Source organism: Pantoea sp. X-Soil-YNGN-844, from assembly GCF_059730595.1.
Genome location: NZ_AP036007.1, coordinates 3549107 through 3568892, shown reverse-complemented (window position 1 = coordinate 3568892; position 19786 = coordinate 3549107). Strand labels below are relative to the sequence as shown.

Genomic DNA, 19786 nt, shown 5'->3' with positions numbered 1-19786 from the left:
AATCAATGAAATCACTGCAAGAGAGCGAACTGTTCCGGACCGGCTATTTAGCCGACGGCCAATGGCATCAGGCAGCTTCCACCTTTGACGTGACCAATCCGGCAACCGGTGAGGTGATTGCGCAGGTAGCAAAAGCCGGTAAGGCGGAAACGGAACAGGCGATCGCCGCCGCGGAACGCGCCTTTCCCGCCTGGCGGGCGCAGACCGCAAAAGCGCGCGCTGAAATTCTCACTCGCTGGTACCAGCTGATCATTGAGAACAAGCGCTGGCTGGGACAGCTGATGACCACTGAACAGGGTAAACCCCTGAAGGAGGCGGAGGGAGAGGTTGAATACGCCGCCAGCTTTATTCAGTGGTTCGCCGAGCAGGCGAAACGGGCGAACGGCGAGATCATTCCGCCGGCAAAACCCGGCTCCCGCATTCTGGCGACCCGCGAACCGATTGGCGTAGTGGCTGCCATTACGCCCTGGAATTTCCCGATGGCGATGCTGACCCGCAAGCTGGGTCCGGCTCTGGCGGCAGGCTGCACGGGTATTATCAAACCCGCTAATAACACGCCACTCTCCGCCTTTGCCCTGCTGGCGCTGGCGAAGCAGGCGGGCGTGCCGGATGGCGTGCTGAACGCGGTGGCGGGTGATACCCATGCCATCAGCGATGCGATCATGGCCAGCAAAGCGGTGCGTAAAATCTCGTTCACCGGCTCCACCCAGGTAGGCAAGCTGCTGATGCGTAATGCTGCTGAAACCATGAAAAAAGTGTCGATGGAATTAGGCGGAAATGCCCCATACATCGTGTTCGACGATGCCGACATTGATGCCGCCGTAAAGGGTGCGATTGCCAACAAATTCCGTAATGCGGGTCAGGTGTGCGTCAGTGTTAACCGCTTCTATATTCATAACGCTGTCTATGATGCGTTTACTCAGCAACTGGCTGCCGAAGTGAACAAGCTGAAGGTGGGCAACGGCATGGACGAAGGCGTGATTGTCGGACCATTGATTGAAGCGTCGGCGGTGGAAAAAGTTGAGCAGCACGTGAAAGACGCGGTAGCCAAAGGCGGCAAACTACTGGCAGGAGGTGAGCGCCATGCGCTGGGTGGCAACTTCTGGCAGCCTACGGTCATTACCGAGGCGCATGAAGACATGCAGCTTGCGCAGGAGGAGACCTTTGGTCCGGTAGCTGCCTGTTTCCGCTTTGATGATGAAGATGACGTCATCCGCCGCGCCAATGATACGCCATTCGGCCTTGCCGCTTACTTTTATACCCAGAATCTGCAACGGGTGTTTCGCGTTTCAGCGGCGCTGGAAAGCGGCATGATCGGCATTAACGAATGCGCCGTTTCCACGGAGCTGGCGCCGTTTGGTGGAGTGAAAGAGTCGGGTCTGGGCCGCGAAGGTTCGGTACTCGGTATGGAAGAGTATCTGGAGGTCAAAGCGCTGCACCTGGGCGGTTTGAGCTAACGGTCACGAACGGGCGGCAGAGGTCGCCCGCGGACGGAGCATGGGAGCCGTCAGCATGAAAATCGAGCGTTTTGATTTTAATGAAATAGTCGACCAGTCCCATTTCTTTCGCCAGTTCAGCGAGCGATTTGCACTGGAGGAGCGCCGCATCTGCGATCTGGATGGATTGTGGGATGTCGTGACGGGCGATCTGTTACCGATGCCGCTGGAAATTGAGTTTGTCAATCTGGGCAGGGGCCAGCGACGGCGCTATGGCGCGCTGATTCTGTTATTTGATGAAGCGGAAGAGGAGCTGGAAGGCCGGTTGCACTTTAACGTCAGATAATACATCAGATGAAAAAAGGCCCCGGCGAGCGGGGCCAAAGGGTTCGTCATAGATCTGACGAGGAATTACTTATAAAGCTGTGCAGTGATGTGATAGCTATCACCGGTGCGCGCCTCGATCACTTTATATGCGCTGGCACCCTGTTCATCTGCTTTCTGTGAAAGCTCAGCGCGGTAATCCATTGGGGATCCCCCGGTTCCACTGATGCTTACGGTGCCCGCAGGCTGCAGGTTCTGCGTCTGTTCGCTGGTGACCAGCTGTGCGGCCGATGCGCCGAACGCCATAACGGAAAGCAGACTGACTGTAGCGATGGTTGTTTTGATGTTCATGATTATCTCCTCAATACAATCAACAACCTGCGGTTACTCGTAAGGGCCGGTCGTCGATATTTGTTATGCGCCTTCAGGCGTCATCACGGTTAATTATTTATAAAGCTCAGCGGTGACATGCCAGGTATTGTCCTGGTTGTTTTCGATGATGCGGTAATGGCTTGCGCCCTGTGCATCCGCTTTCTCTGACAGCACCTGACGGATATGCGTCTGGTCGCCGTTACGTCCACCAATGCTGATGGTCTGGTTCATGGGCTGCAGACCCTGCGCCTGTTCATTTGATACCAGGCTGGCGGCGCTGGCACCTACTGAGAACAGGGACGCCAGACTAAGAGCAGCAATCGATAATTTCATTTTCATGGTCAACTCTCCTGAAGATTTTGCTTCAGCCCTCCGGAGCGCAAAAGGCGCGTCAGACAGAGAGCAGCTGGCATTGTTGGGTTTAGTTATACAGCGCGGCGGTAGCGTGATAATTGCCGTTGTTGTAAGCCTCGATCACGCGATAGGCTTTTGCGCCCTGCTGATCCGCTTTATCACTGAGCTTCTGTTTGATATCCATCGGTGAACCCGCGACGCCGCTGACACTGATGGTGCCGACAGCCTGCAGATCCTGTGCCTGTGCGGCATCGATAGATTCTGCTGCTACTGCACCGAATGAGAGCGCAGAGAGAATGCTCAGGGTAGCGATGGTAGTTTTTACGTTCATAGATATTTCCTCGTCTTCTTTTTATCTTTCTAGTTAGTGTGATTTGCATCACGAAAAGAAGTATAGAACTAATAACGAGAGAAATTAATATCCGGCTAATAATGTTTTTTTGTGATTCTTTATCCTTATGCCTACTTTTAATAACTTAACGTTATAAAAACAGCATAAAAAATAGCCTTTACGATGATTTTAATCAGAAAAACAGCGAGATAGATCACTTTAACGTTTAGTGCGAAACTATGAGGCGTATTGGACTGGAGTTTGATCTGGATCCGGGCAATGGTACCGGATCAGTGATGTAAAGCAGTGTAAAATAGTGCAGAAGGTTAAGCAGAGTAAGCGATCTGACCAGGAGCCAGGTGTATTAAAACTGGCTTATTAGTACTAAACAGCGGGGGAGTGTGCCGCAAAACGATGGGCAGAGAGAACAAACTGACGGCCCGGGGCGGGATTGCAGGCCGTCAGTCAGCGATCAGAGTTCCTGTTCAAACAGGTTGAGGATCGCGCTGTGCAGCTGCTTAACCGTAAAGTCGCGCGCACGGGTAATAAAGATCGTGTCATCGCCAGCGATCGTGCCAAGAATCCCATGTGCTTTGCCCAGCGAATCCAGCATACGTGCAATCAGCTGTGCTGCGCCCGGACTGGTATGAATCACCACCAGCGCATCGTTGTAGTCGATATCCAGTACCAGGTTTTTTAACGGGCTGGTGGTGGTCGGCACGCCCAGCTCAGCGGGCAGGCAATAGACCATTTCCATCCTGGCATTACGGGTGCGCACTGCGCCAAACTTGGTCAGCATCCGCGAGACTTTGGACTGATTGATATTTTCAAAGCCCTCATCCTGAAGCGCCTGAACAATTTCGCCCTGGGAACTGAATTTTTCTTCTTTTAATAAGGCTTTGAAAGCCTTGATCAGATCGTCTTGTTTCGATGGGTTTCGCATAGGTTACCAATAAATAGAGAGAATAACCGCGCATCCGCCCGCGGCAGAGTGGTGATTATGCATTTAAATGCATTTTTATGCAATCGGTCGATTGATGAGCAGAGTTCGGGCGGCTAGCGGGCGGCGATAATAGCAAATAAATCCGCTCAGACCAAAACCCCCGTCACAGCCCCGAAAGGCGAAGGTTGCAAAGTTGTTATATTATTGGTGGTGTAGTATCAGAAGTAGTAACAGAAAACGCACATAGCCGTTCTCTGTCTGACGACGGCAAAGTTGTCGGTCATTCAGGCGCAATGATAAGTAACTTTTGAATCCGGCGAGCAAGTGTGAAAACACGTAGAATTAACAGCGGATATTTATCATCGCCTGAGCAGTTGATTAAGGTCTGACACAGATAGAATTTCGGCCCATCTCTGCCCCACCTTAATAAGGAGTTAAGAATGAAAGTTGCCGTTCTCGGTGCCGCTGGCGGCATAGGCCAGGCGCTCGCACTTCTGCTCAAAACCCAGCTTCCCGCAGGTTCAGAACTCTCACTGTATGACATTGCGCCGGTTACGCCTGGCGTCGCCGTTGATCTCAGCCATATTCCTACTGCTGTCGCTATTGAAGGTTTTAGTGGAGAAGACGCCACGCCTGCCTTACAGGGTGCCGATGTGGTACTGATTTCTGCCGGTGTCGCACGTAAACCTGGTATGGATCGCGCTGACCTGTTTAATGTGAACGCAGGCATTGTTCGTAACCTGATTGAACAGGTTGCCACAACGGCCCCTAAAGCCTTGATTGGCGTTATTACCAATCCGGTCAATACCACCGTGGCCATTGCGGCAGAAGTGCTGAAAAAGCACGGCGTCTACGACAAAAATCGTCTGTTTGGCGTGACCACGCTGGATATCATCCGCGCCAATACTTTTGTCGCAGCGCTGAAAGGCAAGCAGCCTGACCAGGTTGAAGTCCCGGTGATTGGTGGCCACTCCGGCGTAACCATTCTGCCGCTGCTGTCACAGGTCAAAGGCGTCAGCTTCAGCGATCAGGAAGTGGCTGATTTAACCAAACGCATTCAGAACGCTGGCACAGAAGTGGTGGAAGCTAAAGCGGGTGGCGGATCGGCTACGTTGTCGATGGGCCAGGCGGCCGCGCGTTTCGGTTTGTCGCTGGTACGCGCGCTGAAGGGTGAGACGAATGTTGTAGAGTGTGCTTACGTGGAAGGTGAGGGTGAATATGCCCGCTTCTTCTCTCAGCCGCTGCTGCTCGGTAAAAATGGCATTGCTGAACGCAGGCCAATTGGCACACTCAGCGCTTACGAACAGCAGGCGCTGTCAGGCATGCTCGATACGCTGAAGAAAGATATCGCTCAGGGAGAAGAGTTCGTTAAGCAGTAACAGACGGCTCAGACCTGAAATAACGCCCGGCTTTGCCGGGCGTTTTGCATTACAGGCCGCCAGATTTATAGGCGCGGGCTGCGGGCGCACCGTTACTGGCAGGCAGCTTCTTACCAAGCGTTTCCATGCGCATCTGAAACGGTGGGAACGGCATCTCGATACCGTGTTGCTCAAATCCGAGCAGAATCAGCTGGTGCAGCTCATGACGCAGCGGCATACGGTGCCCCATCTCTGCAGCATGTACCCTGATCTCAAACAACTGAATCCCCTGCTGCAGATCGACGAGGAACGCTTCCGGCGGTGGCGTATCAAGCACATAACTGCAGCGCTCGGCCGCCTGTATCAGAATGGTGGTTACCTGTTCACTGCTGACTTTGGCCGGGGCCGGAATGGTGAGCACCACCCGCGTCACGGAATCGGACAGCGACCAGTTAATGAACTGCTCGGTGATAAAGGCCTTGTTTGGCACGATGATCTCTTTGCGGTCCCAGTCGGTGATCGTGGTCGCACGCGTGTTGATCCGGGTAATACTGCCGGTCAGGTCGCGGATCGTCACGGTATCACCAATACGAATCGGCTTTTCGAACAGGATAATCAGGCCAGAGATAAAGTTGGCAAAAATCTCCTGCAAGCCAAACCCCAGTCCCACACCCAGCGCAGCAACAAGCCACTGCAGTTTCGACCATTCAATACCAATCATCGAGAAACCAATCAGCCCGCCAATCAGCAGCAGCAGATATTTGGTCAGTGTAGTAATGGCGTAACCGGTACCCGGCGTCAGATTAAGATGCTGCAACAGTGCCAGCTCAAGCAGCGCGGGCATATTGCGCACCAGCTGAGTGGTAATGATAAACACCAGAATAGCAATCAGCACTGACCCCAGGGTGATTGGCTGAATTGACTCCACGCCCTGTACGGACGTACTGACATCCCACAGCTGAATATTCTCCAGGAAGCCGAAGGCCGAGTGAATTTCTGACCACAGCACGATCACCGAGACCAGGGCAATCAGCGTCAGGATAGAACGTACCAGCCGCAGCGACTGCGCACTGATCGCATCCAGATCAATCACCGGCTCTTCGATTTCAATCGCGTCGGTATTCAGCGCGCTTTGCTCTTTCTCTTCTTCACTGCGCGCCCGGTTAGCCAGCATATCGGCACGGCGCTGACGGGCGCGGTCAAAACCAAGACGGCGACGCTGAATCAGCATCCAGCGCCGGATAATGTGATAGATAACCAGCAGCAGGAACCAGATGGCGACTGAGGTTTCCAGTCGCGCCAGCAGCGCCTGCGCGGTCGCCAGATACCCCACGGCGGAGGCGAAGGCAGCCATCAGCGGCATGGCGATCATCAGGTTCCACAGCATCCGATTCACTATGTTCTCGCCATTTCCCTCTTTATCGAGATAGAGCGGAATACCGGACCGCTTCAGGCTGACGGTAACAATGCTGATTGCTCCGCAGATCAGGATGAAACAGAGGCGACCTAGCGACGAGGAGAACTGCCGATCTTCCAGATTGCCAAAGGCGATCAGCAGCATAATCAGCGGCACAATCAGGCCGATGCTCAGCGAGTAATAGCGCATGGCGCGCGCTACCCGGTTCTGCGGCCAGCGGAAATGCACAATGAACAGGCCATTCGGACGGGCAAAGGCGGCGCTGATCATAAATGCCCACAGCAGCGGCAGCGTGGCGGTAATGCCATCGCCAATCGCCACGGCGATAGGGTAGGGCCAGGCGTTCTGCAGGCCATAACCCAGCGCACCCCACAACACGGGCAGCGGCAGCGCCACCAGAATCGACCAGAACACGGTACGAATGGTCAGGCGGAAACGATCCTGGGTGACCTTGCCGACTTTACTGGCAGAACGTTCAAGAAAGGCATTGAAGTGGCGTCGCGAGCTGATGCTGAAACCGACCAGCAGCAGCGCACCAATAATCGGCAGCACTGAATTACGGCTGGTAAACATCATCGCCATCGCTTTGCCGAGCTGACCCAGCGTATCCAGCGATAGCAGGCGGGAAAGGTCTTTAGCCAGATCCAGCGGATAACTCAGACCGATCGGACTGACGTCAGCGGTCCAGAACAGATAGCGGTGCGTCGCGTCTTTGACTTCCGTCAGCGCATCCTGCAGCTGGGTATTGCCGACCTTGAGCTTGGTGATCTCCAGAATCAGGGTGTCACAGCCGGAGATCAGGGAGTTGAGCAGTTCACGCTGGGTGCGTAGCTGCGCATCAAGAATACGCTTCTGTTCTGCGGTGAAGGGCTGACCATCGGCCTGCCGTCCTTTGCGCAGCGTCTCCTGACGCTCCAGCAGATCTTCATAATAGAGACGCTGTACGCGAAGCTGTGCCATCTCATTATCAATTTGCTGGGACTTAGGCATCTCTGGCAGACGTGCGACCTGTGCCCGAAGCGCTTCGCCCAGCAGATTAGAGGCACCCAGCCACTGCGACTGTTCTCTCAACGTAGAGAGCGCCTGACGGACCTGAATAATCTGGTTGGTGGCCAGCCGCTGCTGCGACGCCACCAGATCCATACGCTGCGCCTGCTGATTCAGCGCAACAGAGAGTTCGCGGTTAACCCGAAACTGATCGCTGATTGCTGGTGGCAGATCGCCGCTGTTTTCCGCCAGTTGCTCGGTGCGGGCGAGAGCGACTTCCGCTTCACGTTGCCGCTGATCGTTGAGCTGGTTGCGCAGCGCCTGCAGGTAGTTATCGAGATGCGTCGCCTTACGCTGATGGGCTTCCGCCCGCATCCGCGCCAGCTCCTGACGGTTGTTGGCGGAGAGCTGGGCCAGCTCAAGTTCATCAACGAGCGCTTTATTTGCGGCGCTTTCCGCCTGACGAGCCGCCAGTTGCAGCTGGCCCTGCGGTGAACTGGTACTGACGCCCTGCAGCCGGCGTTCACTCTCCGTCATCGCCCGGCGCGCTTCGGTCTGCTGCTGCGGCAGTTGCGACAAAGAATCGCTGATTTCCCGTGCCCGATCCTGTTCCTGGCGTGCCTGACGCCCCTCTTCCAGCAGCTGGCTGCTGACCTGCAGAATCTCCTGATCCAGCTCGGCGCTGCTCATGTTGCTGCGTACGGTTTTTCCGCTGTCGCTCAGTGCGGCGATCTGCTGACGCAGTTCGCGCGCCAGACGCGGAAAGTCATCAATCACCTGCTGATATTGCGCCGCGCGCTCCAGCGAGTCATCGCGTTCAGAGAGGAAGTTCAAGGCAGCTTCAATCGTCTGGATCTGTTCCGCCTGGGATGGAGAACTTTTGGCCGATTTTATCTCTTCCAGCTGCTGTTTGAGCTGGCTGGCGTCAGGAAGGCTGGCCGCGAAGGCCGGGCTGCTGAGCCACAGGCTCAGCAGCAGGAGGAGAATCGAACGCACAGAGGACACTCAATTTAGTCGACGATGACGTCGGAAATGTCTGTCGCTACCGGCAGCGCGATCGCCAGCGGTTGGCCCAGACGGGTTTTGCTTTCTGCTTCCAGACTTTCAGCCAGTTTGACGCGGCCAGGTGCGAACAGGTTGATGACGGTAGAGCCAAGTTTAAAGCGGCCCATTTCCTGTCCTTTCAGCAGTACTACTGCGCCTTCATCATCCGCTGCCGGATAGTGCCAGCGTTTGATCACACCTTCACGCGGTGGCGTGATGGTGCCCGCCCAGACGGTTTCAATGCTGCCGACAATCGTCGCACCCACCAGAATCTGCACCATCGGTCCGATATCCGTTTCAAAATAGCAGATGACGCGCTCGTTACGGGCAAATAGGTTGGGAATATTACGTGCGGTCAGCGGGTTGACTGAATAGAGATCGCCAGGCACATAAATCATCTCACGCAGGATACCGTTGCACGGCATGTGGACGCGGTGATAATCGCGCGGAGCCAGATAGGTGGTGACGAACTCACCCTCCACAAACTGAGCGGCCATCCGCTCATCACCCGCCAGCAGAGCATCGATGGTGTAGTGATGACCTTTAGCCTGGAAAATCTGATCGCCATGAATATGGCCGAGCTGGCTGATAGCACCATCTGCTGGCAGGGCGATCAGGCTGGCATCAGCATCCACCGGACGCGCATCGTCTTTCAGCGGACGAACGAAAAAGTCATTAAACGTGCGATAACTGGCGGTATCGGGCTTGCGCGCCTCCGCCATGTCGACTTTGTAAAACCAGACAAAGATGTCAATGACCAGTTTGGTCAACCAACCACCGCGGCGACTGGCGCCCCAACCGGCAAGTTCAGTCAGCCATTTCTTCGGGAGAATATGATTCAAGCCGAGTTTTAAACGATCAAACACCTTAGCCTCCTGGCTATTTCAGGACATGGTAAAAAGGGGGCGGATTGTAGCAGTGCCCTGTTCAGATGGCGACTATACCTGATTTCCGGCACGCTGCACGGTCCGTACGCGTGATCGGAATCCACCTCGCAAAATGCAGCGGCTTATCCGCTCAGACGCGGTTATACCGATTAACTTTCACCATCAGGGAAATTTTTACGCGTTTTTACCTGCGCCATGCTCTCCAGGATACGGTGGTAGTTATCGAAACGGGAGATGTGGATTTTTCCCTGTTCGACCGCTTCACGAATCGCACAGCCGGGATCGCTGCCATGTTTACAGTCACGGAATTTGCAATAGCCCAGGAAGGGGCGGAATTCGACAAAGCCGCGCGTAACCTGTTCTGGTTCCAGATGCCACAAACCGAACTCACGCACACCGGGTGAATCAATCACATCACCGCCGTGCGGGAAGTGATACAGGCGGGATGCGGTAGTGGTGTGCTGGCCCAGGCCTGAACCGTCTGACACTTCATTGGTCAGAATCGCGACCTGCTCATCTTTGTCAAAGCCGAGCAGGGCATTCAGCAGGCTCGATTTGCCGACGCCAGACTGACCAGCAAAGATACTCACGCGGTCGGTCAAGGCCGCTTTCAGATCGTCCAGGCCGTTTTTCGCCCGGCTGGAGACCATCACCACGCGATAGCCAATATCGCGATAGATATCCATCTGCTGATCAACAAAGACGCGCGCCTCGTCATCCAGCAGATCGGTCTTGTTCAGGACCAGTAAGGGTTCGATGTCCAGCGTTTCGCTGGCAACCAGATAGCGATCAATGATGTTTAGCGACAGTTCCGGCAGGATCGCAGAGACGATGATGATTTGATCGATATTCGCCGCCATCGGCTTCACGCCGTCGTAAAAATCGGGGCGGGTTAATACGCTGGTGCGTTCATGCACCGCTTCAACAATGCCTTTGCCGCCGCTGGTGGCCGGACGCCACAGCACACGGTCGCCCGTAACCAGCGAACGGATTGTACGGCGGATATTGCAGCGGTGGGCGACGCCTGCGCTATCCTCAACATCAGCATGCATGCCAAAACGGCTCACAACGACCCCATCTGCAGCTTCACCAAACAGGTTGTCATCCGCTTCCGGACGCTCTCTGCGCTGGTTGAGACGGCGATCGTGGTTAGCGCTTACGCGACGTTGTTGGCCCTTCGACAGTTTATTTTTACTCACTCACCCTCACAGCGTTAGCCAGATTTCGCCCGGCTGGGCAAAACGTCTATGATACACCTTATTCATCGTGAATGACGACTACAGCAACCGCAGGAAACAGCATGGCTACTGGAAATGAACAGAATCTGATCTGGATTGATCTTGAGATGACCGGACTTGATCCGACGCACGATCGCATTATTGAAATTGCGACTCTGGTGACTGACGCCAACCTGAACATTCTGGCGGAAGGGCCGGTCATGGCCGTCCATCAGTCCGATGCGCAGCTGGCGCTGATGGATGAGTGGAATGTCCGCACCCACACCAACAGCGGTCTGGTTGCGCGGGTGAAGGAAAGCCAGATTGACGATCGCGCAGCCGAACTGGCGACTATTGAATTCCTGAAACAGTGGGTTCCTGCTAACACGTCGCCAATCTGTGGCAATAGCATCGGGCAGGATCGCCGCTTCCTATTTAAGTACATGCCTGAGCTGGAAGCGTATTTCCACTATCGTTATCTGGATGTCAGTACCCTGAAAGAGCTGGCTCGTCGCTGGAAACCGGAAATCCTGCCCGGCTTCAAAAAAGGCGGTACGCACCAGGCGCTGGACGATATCCGCGAGTCGGTGGCGGAGCTGGCTTACTACCGCGAACACTTTTTGCAGCTTTAATCGACCACGGGTGCGCATGAAATCACCAGGTTGCTGATTTAATCAGCAAACGCGCGAAAAGCGAAAAATTTTGCTTTCAGACGCTTGCAGCAGCAACGATTTCTCGTATAATGCGCACCCCGTACCGGTGAAGAATTTAGTATCGGTACAAGGCGCGGGAATAGCTCAGTTGGTAGAGCACGACCTTGCCAAGGTCGGGGTCGCGAGTTCGAGTCTCGTTTCCCGCTCCAGATTTAAAATGTAAGCAGCAACCTCTTTGCGGGAATAGCTCAGTTGGTAGAGCACGACCTTGCCAAGGTCGGGGTCGCGAGTTCGAGTCTCGTTTCCCGCTCCAGTTTTATAAAGCAGTACCCTTCTATGCGGGAATAGCTCAGTTGGTAGAGCACGACCTTGCCAAGGTCGGGGTCGCGAGTTCGAGTCTCGTTTCCCGCTCCAGATTTTACATCACCCCCTGTTTCAGTTCGTTATACGACTGCTTTTGGTCGCGTGATTTTAGTTGTGTTCTGAAGGTTATCCACAGCATCACCTCCCATCTTTCGTGCCTGTCAGGGCGATCTGTAAATGTGTTCTGAACAGACTTATCCACAGCTTTGTGTTTTAACCGCAGCGGTAGTCTCATTATTAAATAAACACAAATTTTTCATAAGTTGTTGATATTTATATTTATGAAGATATTTCAATTTGTTATTTCACAGTGAAATCAGCGTTGTTGCAGTTGAATGACAACAGCTTTTTATTTTTATTCACAGCATGTGGAAAACGATATCCAGCGGCTCGCTGTTCAATCATGCATCACGCGGTAAACCCTTCTCAACTGCACGAACCAGCCGTTTCTGCTGGGCGGGCTGCACTTCAACTACCAGCTGCTCGCGTTTCTGCTGCTGTTGCATCACTGCCCACTGAATATGTTCATCCAGCAGTTCACTCTCTCCCAGTCGTTGTTCCAGCACCTGAATGATCTGGGGCGACCAGGGTGCATTACCCAGCGCCACGGCAATATTGCGCAGCCAGCGTAAATGGCCAATACGGCGAATCGCTGAGCCTTCCGTGATGCGTAAAAATTTCGCTTCATCCCACTGAAACAGATCGAGCAGCTCCGGTGCATGTAACGCCGCGCGCGGTGAAAAGTCGCTTTCGTCACTGAGTTGTCCATAGCGATTCCACGGACAGATCAGCTGGCAGTCATCGCAGCCATAAATCCGGTTGCCCATCAGCGGGCGAAATTCTTCCGGGATAGCCCCTTCCAGCTCAATGGTGAGATAGGAGATACAGCGCCGGGCATCGACGACGTAAGGCTCAACGATAGCGCTGGTAGGGCAGATGGTCATGCAGGCAACGCAGCGGCCACACTGCTCCTGCTGCGGGGAGTCGACCGGCAGCGGAATGTCGATCAGCAGCTCGCCGAGGAAAAACCACGAACCGGCTTCCCGATTCAGTATCAGCGAATGTTTGCCGGTCCAGCCGAGCCCGGCTTTAGCCGCCAGCGGGCGCTCAAGCAGCGGTGCCGAATCCACAAACGGCCGGAAATTCAGCTCACCACAGTGCTGCTGGATCATTTCTCCGAGCTTTTTCAGTCGATTGCGCAATACTTTGTGGTAATCACGGCCGAGTGCATAACGGCTGACATAGCCCAGTCGGGGATTTTTCAGCGTGCTGGCAAAGGCAGCTTTGGCCGGAAGGTAGTTCATACGAACGCTGATGACGCGCAGCGTGCCGGGCAGCAACTCATGAGGACGCGCCCGCATCATGCCGTGTCGCGCCATCCATGCCATCTCACCATGATACTGCTTATCCAGCCATTCCTGCAGGCGCGGCTCTTCTGCACTGAGATCGGTATCGGTGATGCCGACCTGCTGAAAGCCGAGATCCAATCCCCACTGTTTAATCTGTTGTGCGAGTTCATGAAGATCGAGAGGGTATGACATGAGTGACCAGTATTCGAAGAAAAACAGCCGCAGTTTACCATATTCTGTCTGGCCTGCGCAGGCTGTGGCGCAGCTTGAGCAAGAGGGAGCCGATGTGCTCGGGATTACTCTGTATGAGCTGATGCAGCGTGCCGGGCAGGCCGCTTACGAGCATCTGACAGCCCACTGGCCCGAAGCCAGCCACTGGCTAATCCTGTGCGGTCACGGCAATAACGGCGGTGATGGCTATGTGCTGGCGCGACTGGGCCAGGCGGCGGGAAAAACCATAACGGTGCTGGCGTGCGAAAGCGAAAAAGCGTTGCCGGAAGAGGCGCAGCGCGCGCGGGACGCATGGCTGGACGCGGGCGGTGAAATCCATGCGGCCGATGCGGCCTGGCCAGAGCAGATTGATGTGATTGTCGATGCCCTGCTGGGAACCGGCAGCAATCGCGCACCCGAAGAGCCCTATGCCATGCTGATCCAGCGGGCAAACGCCCATGCAGCACCGACAGTCGCCATTGATATGCCCTCCGGCTTATCCGCGCGCAACGGCACCGCGCCCGGTGAGGTGATTAATGCCAGTCACACGCTGAGTATGGTCGCCCTGAAACCGGGCCAGATCACTGGCAAGGCGCGAGAATACATCGGAAAGCTCTGGTATGCCGATCTTGGTCTGGCTGCTTTTCTGGCCGGAGAAGAGGCACCTATCGCCCGTTATGATGCCAGCGCACTAACCCGCTGGCTTAAGCCACGCAGACCGACCTCGCACAAGGGCAGTCATGGCCGACTGCTGGTTGTGGGAGGCGATGCAGGTACCGCTGGCGCAGTACGCATGACGGCAGAAGCCGCGTTACGCAGCGGCAGTGGATTGGTGCGAGTACTCACTCACAAAGATAATATTATTCCGATTCTGACCGCACGGCCTGAAATTATGGTCGATGAACTGACGGATGAACGCCTGACGGAGGCACTGGAGTGGGCTGATGTCATTGCGATTGGACCCGGTCTGGGTCAGCGTGAATGGGGAAAGCAGGCACTGAAGCGGGTAGCAGGCAGTGAAAAGCCGATGCTTTGGGACGCGGATGCACTTAACCTGCTGGCAATCAGTGCTGAGAAACGTCAGAATCGCATTATTACGCCGCATCCTGGCGAAGCGGCGCGTTTGCTGAATATCGAGACCAGTGAAATTGAGAGTGACCGCTTACATGCAGCGCAGACATTGGCGCAACGTTATGGTGGCGTAGTGGTACTGAAAGGTGCCGGCACGCTGATTGCCAGCGAGCAGGGTGAAATGGCCTTTGCGGATGTGGGCAATGCCGGTATGGCGTCCGGCGGTATGGGCGATCTCCTGAGTGGAATTATCGCCTCGCTGGTGGGTCAGAAACTGACGCTGTTCGATGCGGCCTGCGCGGGTTGCGTTGCACATGGTGCAGCGGCCGATGCGGTTGCGGCAGAACGCGGTACTCGCGGTATGCTGGCCACTGATTTACTGGATCTGCTGTGGCAGTTTGTTAATCCTGAGATGAATAAAGAAGCATGAAGACCTGTGTTATCTCTTTGCCCGATGAGGCGGCTACGCTCAGTTTGGGCGCTCAGCTGGCGCGCGCCTGTGGCAGCGCGGCAGTGATTTATCTCTATGGCGATCTGGGGGCGGGTAAAACCACCTTCAGCCGCGGCTTTCTGCAGGCGCTGGGCCATCAGGGCAATGTCAAAAGTCCCACTTACACCCTCGTTGAACCTTACTCGCTGGATGACCGTACGCTCTATCACTTTGACCTCTATCGCCTTGCCGATCCCGAAGAGCTTGAGTTTATGGGCATCCGCGACTACTTCAGCGGTGAAGCCATCTGTCTGGTGGAATGGCCGCAGCAGGGTGCCGGTTTTCTGCCGCAGCCCGATCTCACCTTAACGCTACGTTATGTGGGTGAGGCGCGTGAAGCGGAACTGACGGCCCAATCCGCGTCCGGCCAGCAATGGCTTGAACACGTTGGTCAGGGCAGGGATCAGGCATGATGTCACGGATGAAAATAGCACTGGTATCACTGATGCTGCTGGTCTGTACGCCCCTGTTTGCCGCCACGCTGTCTGATATCAAAGTGGCCAATGGCGACAGTCAGGCTACCGTTACGCTGAACTTTGCCGGACAGCCGGTTTATGCCTTCTTCTCTCTGCACAACCCGAATCGTGTGGTGCTGGATGTGCGCCAGAGCGGCGTAGTGCAGGGACTGCCGCTGAATTTCAGTGGCGAAAACATCGTAAAGCGAATCCGTACCAGCACCCCAAAAGACAAACAGAGCGTGCGGCTGGTGTTTGAACTGACGCAGGCGGGTAAAACCCGGGCAGTCACCCAACGCAATGGCAACAGCTACAGCGTGGTCTTCACGATTACCGGCAAGCCGCCCGCTGTCACGCGCAGTGTGCCTGCGCCCGTCACAGCACCGACGCGCGTACCTACGCAGAGTGCCGCAGCGGCTAACCCATTCAATTCGAATCCGGTGACGTCCGTGACCAGCACCGCGAGTTCCGTACGTCCCGGCACTGCCGTCAGCCAGAATGACACTGTGATTGTGGCAATCGATGCCGGACATGGCGGTCAGGATCCCGGCGCTATCGGGCAGCGCGGACTGAAAGAGAAAAACGTCACTATCGCCATTGCCCGCAAACTGCGGGTGTTGCTCAATAACGATCCGATGTTCAAAGGCGTCCTGACGCGCGATGGCGACTATTTTATCTCGGTCATGGGACGTTCCGACGTGGCGCGTAAAGCGAATGCCAACGTGCTGGTCTCTATTCACGCTGACGCTGCGCCAAGCCATGCGGCGACCGGTGCATCGGTCTGGGTCCTGTCCAACCGTCGCGCCAACAACGAGATGGCAAACTGGCTGGAGCAGAAAGAGAAACAGTCTGAACTGCTGGGCGGCGCGGGTGATCTGCTGGCTAACAGTCAGGCCGATCCCTACCTCAGTCAGGCAGTACTGGATCTGCAGTTCGGCCACTCGCAGCGTGTCGGTTATGACATCGCGCAGAAAGTCTTGCAGCAGATGCGCAGCGTCACCTCGCTGCACAAACGTCTGCCTGAGCATGCCAGCCTGGGCGTGCTGCGTTCGCCCGATATTCCTTCTTTGCTGGTGGAAACCGGCTTTATCAGTAATTCCTCGGAGGAGCGACTGCTAGGCAGTAGCGCACACCAGGATAAGATTGCGCAGTCGATCTACAAAGGTCTGCGCACTTATTTCCTGGCGCACCCGCTACAATCCATCCCAAAGGAGGAAAACCGGCCGCTGGGCTCGTCGCCAGCGGTTAGCGTCGCCAGCAACCCGGCGACCGGGGTGACGCAATATACCGGCGCAACGCAGCGCCATACGGTAACGCGCGGTGAGACACTTTCCGGGATTGCCGCGAAGTATGGCGTCAGCATGGACACCCTGCGTGAGATGAACACCCTGAAGCGGGATGTGGTGTGGGTCGGACAGCGGCTGAAAGTGCCGGCCAGTGCAGTCGCCAGTCGCACCACGCGCGCTGCGCCACGCGGCGTTGTGCGCCACAAAGTTGTGGTGGGTGATTCATTAACCGGCATTGCCGCACACTACGGCGTCAGTCCGAAAGCGATAATGCAGACTAATAATCTGAAGTCGACCAACGTCATGTTGGGGCAGAACCTGAAAATTCCTGCATCCTGATTGTTTGCCCGGCCACTGCGCCGGGCTGCCAGCTAAAAGGAAAATCATGCCGATTCAAATTTTACCACCCCAGCTGGCTAACCAGATTGCGGCGGGTGAAGTGGTTGAGCGTCCTGCCTCCGTGGTTAAAGAGCTGGTGGAGAATAGCCTGGATGCCAGCGCGACGCGCATTGACGTTGATATTGAAAAGGGCGGCGCAAAGCTGATTCGCATTCGTGACAACGGCTGCGGCATCGTGAAAAGCGAGCTGTCGATGGCGCTCGCCCGACACGCGACCAGTAAAATAGCCTCACTGGATGACCTGGAAGCGATCATGAGCCTGGGTTTTCGCGGTGAAGCGCTGGCCAGTATCAGTTCTGTCTCCCGCCTGACACTCACCTCACGCACCGCCGATCAAACTGAAGCCTGGCAGGCCTATGCAGAAGGGCGTGATATGGTGGTAACGGTTAAACCGGCGGCACATCCCTGCGGTACCACGCTGGAAGTACTGGACCTGTTTTATAACACGCCGGCACGCCGCAAATTTATGCGCACCGAGAAAACCGAGTTCGGTCATATCGACGAGGTCATTCGCCGTATTGCCCTGGCACGTTTTGACGTGGCACTGTCGCTGAGCCACAACGGTAAAATGATGCGTCAGTATCGGGCCGTCAGCGAGGAGAGCCAGCGCGAACGGCGACTGGCTTCTATCTGCGGCACCACGTTTATGCAGCATGCGCTGCGCATCGACTGGCAGCATGACGACCTCTTGCTGCGCGGCTGGGTTGCCGACCCTGCTGGTTCGCGTCAGGTCACCGATCTGCAGTATTGTTATGTGAATGGCCGGATGATGCGCGATAAGCTGATTAACCACGCTATCCGCCAGGCGTTCCAGACCCAGCTTCAGGATGACCAGCAGCCCGCTTATGTGCTCTATCTGGAGATTGACCCGCATCAGGTTGATGTCAACGTCCATCCGGCCAAGCATGAAGTACGGTTTCATCAGTCACGCCTGGTGCATGATTTTATCTATCAGGGTGTCGTCAGCGCATTACAGGCGATGGCGGCACCGATCTTACCTGCGCTTCAGGCAGAAGAGCCCGCACCGCGCTGGCAGCCGGAAAACCGTCAGGCAGCAGGCGGTAATCATTTTGCGCAGCCTGCGGCGTCTGCCAGCGAGAAGAAATCAGCAGCATCCGGGCGTGAAACACAGCCTGCACCGGCCTGGCAGAACAAAGAGAATGTGTATCGTCAGCGTGAAGGGGCGGTTTATCAGCAGTTATTGAAAACCCCTGTCAGCACGTCATCACCGACAAAAGCCCGCGAGCCGATAGCGCGTCAGGCCGAAAGACCTTCGCCACTGGCTGCGCATGCTCAAAGTTTTGGCCGTGTACTGACCGTGTTGCACAATCACTTTGCACTGCTGGAGCAGGATCAGACATTAATGCTGATGGCGTTGCCGGTGGCGGCGCGCTGGCTGAAACAGGCGCAGCTTGAACCGGGCGAAGAGGGGCTTAAACCACAGCCATTGCTGATCCCGGTGCGCCTGAAAATCGCCCAGGAAGAACGACAGGCGGCACAAGAAAATAGCAGCCTGCTCAATCAGATGGGCATTGAACTTCAGCCTGAAGGAGACCACGTGACGTTGCGCGCGGTGCCTTTACCGTTACGAACACAAAATTTACAAATCTTGATTCCTGAGCTGTTAGGCTATCTCGCCCGGCAGCAGGAGAACTCTGCGACGCAACTGGCCCAGTGGCTGGCGCGGCGTCAGGAAACAGAGTCCTCTGACTGGAATCACTCACAGGCGATCAACCTGCTGGCTGAGCTTGAACGGCTTTGCCCTCAGCTGCTGAAATCGCCGCCTTCAGGCTTATTGCAGCCTATAGAGATTGAGAGCGCGGTCAACGCGTTGAAGCATGAGTGAACTAAACCAGGCTGGCCGGCCAAAGGCTATTTTTTTGATGGGACCCACGGCGTCTGGCAAAACGGCTTTAGCAATTGAATTGCGTAAGCAGTTACCCGTGGAACTAATCAGCGTTGATTCTGCCTTAATCTATCGTCAGATGGATATTGGCACGGCGAAACCGTCGGCTGAGGAGTTAGCAGTGGCACCCCATCGTCTGCTCGACATCCGCGACCCCGCAGAAGCCTATTCGGCAGCGGAGTTCCGGCGGGATGCTTTAGCAGAAATGGCGGATATCGTTGAAGCCGGACGAATACCGTTGCTTGTTGGTGGAACCATGCTCTACTTCAAGGCGTTACTTGAAGGATTGTCGCCGTTGCCCTCGGCCGATCCCGACGTTCGTCAGCGGATAGAGCAAACGGCGCGTGAAAAAGGCTGGGAAGCTTTACACCGCCAGCTGTGTGAGATCGACCCGGTTGCCGGCAGTCGTATTCATCCGAATGATCCGCAGAGACTTTCGCGAGCACTGGAAGTTTTTTTTATTTCGGGTAAAACTTTAACGGAACTGACAAAAACATCCGGTGAAGCGTTACCCTACGACGTGCAACAGTTTGCCATCGCCCCCGCGAGCCGCGAATTGCTGCACCAGCGCATCGCGTTGCGTTTTGAGCAGATGTTGGCGTCAGGATTTGAAGCGGAGTCTCGGGCCCTGTTTGCACGAGGTGATTTGCATACGGACATGCCTTCCATTCGTTGTGTTGGTTATCGTCAGATGTGGTCTTATTTGTCGGGCGAAATCGATTACAGCGAGATGGTTTATCGGGGAATTTGCGCAACCCGGCAGCTTGCTAAGCGACAGATGACCTGGTTACGCGGTTGGGAAAATGTTCACTGGCTTGACAGTGACGAGCCCCGGCTGGCGCGTGATACAGTGTTACAGGTTCTTAGTGCGAAGCATGGGTGATTGTGTACAATTGATGGGTTATCGTGCGCAAATTTTTACGCAGTTTTTTCA

The 19786-nt window shown here is 55.4% G+C and carries 17 protein-coding genes and 3 tRNA genes; 12 read left to right on the top strand and 8 right to left on the bottom strand.

The window, feature by feature from the left end; translation table 11 throughout:
- Positions 1-5 precede the first annotated feature (5 nt).
- Positions 6-1457 (top strand): NAD-dependent succinate-semialdehyde dehydrogenase, encoded by a 1452-nt coding sequence (locus tag AC6I8C_RS16520; RefSeq protein WP_497823081.1) that lies wholly within the window; start codon positions 6-8, stop codon positions 1455-1457.
- Positions 1458-1512: 55 nt separating this feature from the next.
- Positions 1513-1782: a barstar family protein gene (locus tag AC6I8C_RS16515; protein ID WP_013359196.1), complete on the top strand. Its 270-nt coding sequence runs from the start codon at positions 1513-1515 to the stop codon at positions 1780-1782.
- A gap of 65 nt (positions 1783-1847) precedes the next feature.
- Here the strand turns inward: AC6I8C_RS16515 and yhcN (AC6I8C_RS16510) are convergent, their stop codons facing one another.
- From yhcN (AC6I8C_RS16510) to argR, 4 genes are all read right to left on the bottom strand, one after another.
- Positions 1848-2111: a peroxide/acid stress response protein YhcN gene (gene yhcN / locus AC6I8C_RS16510; protein ID WP_013359195.1), complete on the bottom strand. Its 264-nt coding sequence runs from the start codon at positions 2109-2111 to the stop codon at positions 1848-1850.
- 93 nt (positions 2112-2204) lie between these two features.
- A complete protein-coding gene (locus AC6I8C_RS16505) occupies positions 2205-2471 on the bottom strand; it encodes a YdgH/BhsA/McbA-like domain containing protein (protein WP_497823080.1) in 267 nt (88 codons plus the stop codon).
- An 82-nt stretch (positions 2472-2553) separates the two neighbouring features.
- Positions 2554-2817 (bottom strand): peroxide/acid stress response protein YhcN, encoded by a 264-nt coding sequence (yhcN, locus tag AC6I8C_RS16500; protein WP_098052264.1) that lies wholly within the window; start codon positions 2815-2817, stop codon positions 2554-2556.
- A 472-nt stretch (positions 2818-3289) separates the two neighbouring features.
- A complete protein-coding gene (argR, locus tag AC6I8C_RS16495; protein ID WP_013359192.1) occupies positions 3290-3760 on the bottom strand; it encodes a transcriptional regulator ArgR in 471 nt (156 codons plus the stop codon).
- 440 nt (positions 3761-4200) lie between these two features.
- On the opposite strand from argR, the gene mdh reads away from it, so the two are divergent.
- Positions 4201-5139 carry a malate dehydrogenase gene (gene mdh, locus AC6I8C_RS16490; RefSeq protein ID WP_497823079.1) on the top strand — a complete coding sequence of 313 codons (939 nt, stop codon included), beginning with the start codon at positions 4201-4203 and terminating at the stop codon, positions 5137-5139.
- 49 nt (positions 5140-5188) lie between these two features.
- Here the strand turns inward: mdh and mscM are convergent, their stop codons facing one another.
- From mscM to rsgA, 3 genes are all read right to left on the bottom strand, one after another.
- Positions 5189-8518 (bottom strand): miniconductance mechanosensitive channel MscM, encoded by a 3330-nt coding sequence (gene mscM / locus AC6I8C_RS16485; protein WP_497823078.1) that lies wholly within the window; start codon positions 8516-8518, stop codon positions 5189-5191.
- A gap of 14 nt (positions 8519-8532) precedes the next feature.
- Positions 8533-9432 carry an archaetidylserine decarboxylase gene (asd, locus tag AC6I8C_RS16480; RefSeq protein ID WP_013359189.1) on the bottom strand — a complete coding sequence of 300 codons (900 nt, stop codon included), beginning with the start codon at positions 9430-9432 and terminating at the stop codon, positions 8533-8535.
- A gap of 170 nt (positions 9433-9602) precedes the next feature.
- Positions 9603-10652 (bottom strand): small ribosomal subunit biogenesis GTPase RsgA, encoded by a 1050-nt coding sequence (gene rsgA / locus AC6I8C_RS16475; RefSeq protein WP_497823077.1) that lies wholly within the window; start codon positions 10650-10652, stop codon positions 9603-9605.
- Between the two features lie 101 nt (positions 10653-10753).
- Here rsgA and orn point away from each other — a divergent pair, with 101 nt between their 5' ends.
- The 4 genes from orn (at position 10754) to AC6I8C_RS16455 (ending at position 11737) form a co-directional block, all read left to right on the top strand.
- Positions 10754-11302, top strand: coding sequence for an oligoribonuclease (gene orn / locus AC6I8C_RS16470; RefSeq protein WP_003855299.1), 549 nt, complete (start codon positions 10754-10756; stop codon positions 11300-11302).
- Positions 11303-11456: 154 nt separating this feature from the next.
- Positions 11457-11532: transfer RNA gene (locus tag AC6I8C_RS16465), tRNA-Gly, on the top strand.
- A gap of 28 nt (positions 11533-11560) precedes the next feature.
- Positions 11561-11636 (top strand) — tRNA-Gly (locus AC6I8C_RS16460).
- 25 nt (positions 11637-11661) lie between these two features.
- Positions 11662-11737, top strand: a tRNA-Gly gene (locus AC6I8C_RS16455).
- Positions 11738-12087: 350 nt separating this feature from the next.
- On the opposite strand, the gene queG is transcribed toward AC6I8C_RS16455, so the two are convergent.
- The gene (gene queG, locus AC6I8C_RS16450) at positions 12088-13227 is read right to left on the bottom strand and encodes a tRNA epoxyqueuosine(34) reductase QueG (protein ID WP_497823076.1); all 1140 of its coding nucleotides are present in this window, start codon (positions 13225-13227) and stop codon (positions 12088-12090) included.
- Between queG and nnr the strand changes: the two genes are divergently transcribed.
- From nnr to miaA, 5 genes are read left to right on the top strand one after another with little or no spacing between them, the layout of a single operon-like run.
- On the top strand, positions 13226-14746 hold the full coding sequence (nnr, locus tag AC6I8C_RS16445; RefSeq protein WP_497823075.1) for a bifunctional ADP-dependent NAD(P)H-hydrate dehydratase/NAD(P)H-hydrate epimerase: 1521 nt from the start codon (positions 13226-13228) through the stop codon (positions 14744-14746). The two genes, queG and nnr, sit on opposite strands and share 2 nt — an antisense overlap.
- Positions 14743-15219: a tRNA (adenosine(37)-N6)-threonylcarbamoyltransferase complex ATPase subunit type 1 TsaE gene (gene tsaE / locus AC6I8C_RS16440; protein ID WP_033784115.1), complete on the top strand. Its 477-nt coding sequence runs from the start codon at positions 14743-14745 to the stop codon at positions 15217-15219. The genes nnr and tsaE overlap by 4 nt, the downstream gene beginning before the upstream one ends.
- On the top strand, positions 15216-16886 hold the full coding sequence (gene amiB, locus AC6I8C_RS16435) for an N-acetylmuramoyl-L-alanine amidase AmiB (RefSeq protein ID WP_497823074.1): 1671 nt from the start codon (positions 15216-15218) through the stop codon (positions 16884-16886). Before tsaE ends, amiB begins: the two co-directional genes overlap by 4 nt.
- A gap of 46 nt (positions 16887-16932) precedes the next feature.
- Positions 16933-18792: a DNA mismatch repair endonuclease MutL gene (gene mutL / locus AC6I8C_RS16430; RefSeq protein ID WP_497823073.1), complete on the top strand. Its 1860-nt coding sequence runs from the start codon at positions 16933-16935 to the stop codon at positions 18790-18792.
- Complete coding sequence (gene miaA, locus AC6I8C_RS16425) at positions 18785-19735, top strand: tRNA (adenosine(37)-N6)-dimethylallyltransferase MiaA (RefSeq protein ID WP_013359182.1); 951 nt, start codon at positions 18785-18787, stop codon at positions 19733-19735. The genes mutL and miaA overlap by 8 nt, the downstream gene beginning before the upstream one ends.
- The last annotated feature ends 51 nt before the right edge of the window (positions 19736-19786 follow it).

Bases quoted from the DNA above. Each gene is read 5' to 3' on its own strand.
- AC6I8C_RS16505 (WP_497823080.1), bottom strand. From the start codon at position 2,471: ATGAAAATGAAATTATCGATTGCTGCTCTTAGTCTGGCGTCCCTGTTC.
- AC6I8C_RS16515 (WP_013359196.1), top strand. From the start codon at position 1,513: ATGAAAATCGAGCGTTTTGATTTTAATGAAATAGTCGACCAGTCCCAT.
- orn (WP_003855299.1), top strand. From the start codon at position 10,754: ATGGCTACTGGAAATGAACAGAATCTGATCTGGATTGATCTTGAGATG.
- yhcN (WP_098052264.1), bottom strand. From the start codon at position 2,817: ATGAACGTAAAAACTACCATCGCTACCCTGAGCATTCTCTCTGCGCTC.
- tsaE (WP_033784115.1), top strand. From the start codon at position 14,743: ATGAAGACCTGTGTTATCTCTTTGCCCGATGAGGCGGCTACGCTCAGT.
- AC6I8C_RS16520 (WP_497823081.1), top strand. From the start codon at position 6: ATGAAATCACTGCAAGAGAGCGAACTGTTCCGGACCGGCTATTTAGCC.
- nnr (WP_497823075.1), top strand. From the start codon at position 13,226: ATGAGTGACCAGTATTCGAAGAAAAACAGCCGCAGTTTACCATATTCT.
- mutL (WP_497823073.1), top strand. From the start codon at position 16,933: ATGCCGATTCAAATTTTACCACCCCAGCTGGCTAACCAGATTGCGGCG.
- miaA (WP_013359182.1), top strand. From the start codon at position 18,785: ATGAGTGAACTAAACCAGGCTGGCCGGCCAAAGGCTATTTTTTTGATG.
- queG (WP_497823076.1), bottom strand. From the start codon at position 13,227: ATGTCATACCCTCTCGATCTTCATGAACTCGCACAACAGATTAAACAG.
- yhcN (WP_013359195.1), bottom strand. From the start codon at position 2,111: ATGAACATCAAAACAACCATCGCTACAGTCAGTCTGCTTTCCGTTATG.
- amiB (WP_497823074.1), top strand. From the start codon at position 15,216: ATGATGTCACGGATGAAAATAGCACTGGTATCACTGATGCTGCTGGTC.
- argR (WP_013359192.1), bottom strand. From the start codon at position 3,760: ATGCGAAACCCATCGAAACAAGACGATCTGATCAAGGCTTTCAAAGCC.
- mdh (WP_497823079.1), top strand. From the start codon at position 4,201: ATGAAAGTTGCCGTTCTCGGTGCCGCTGGCGGCATAGGCCAGGCGCTC.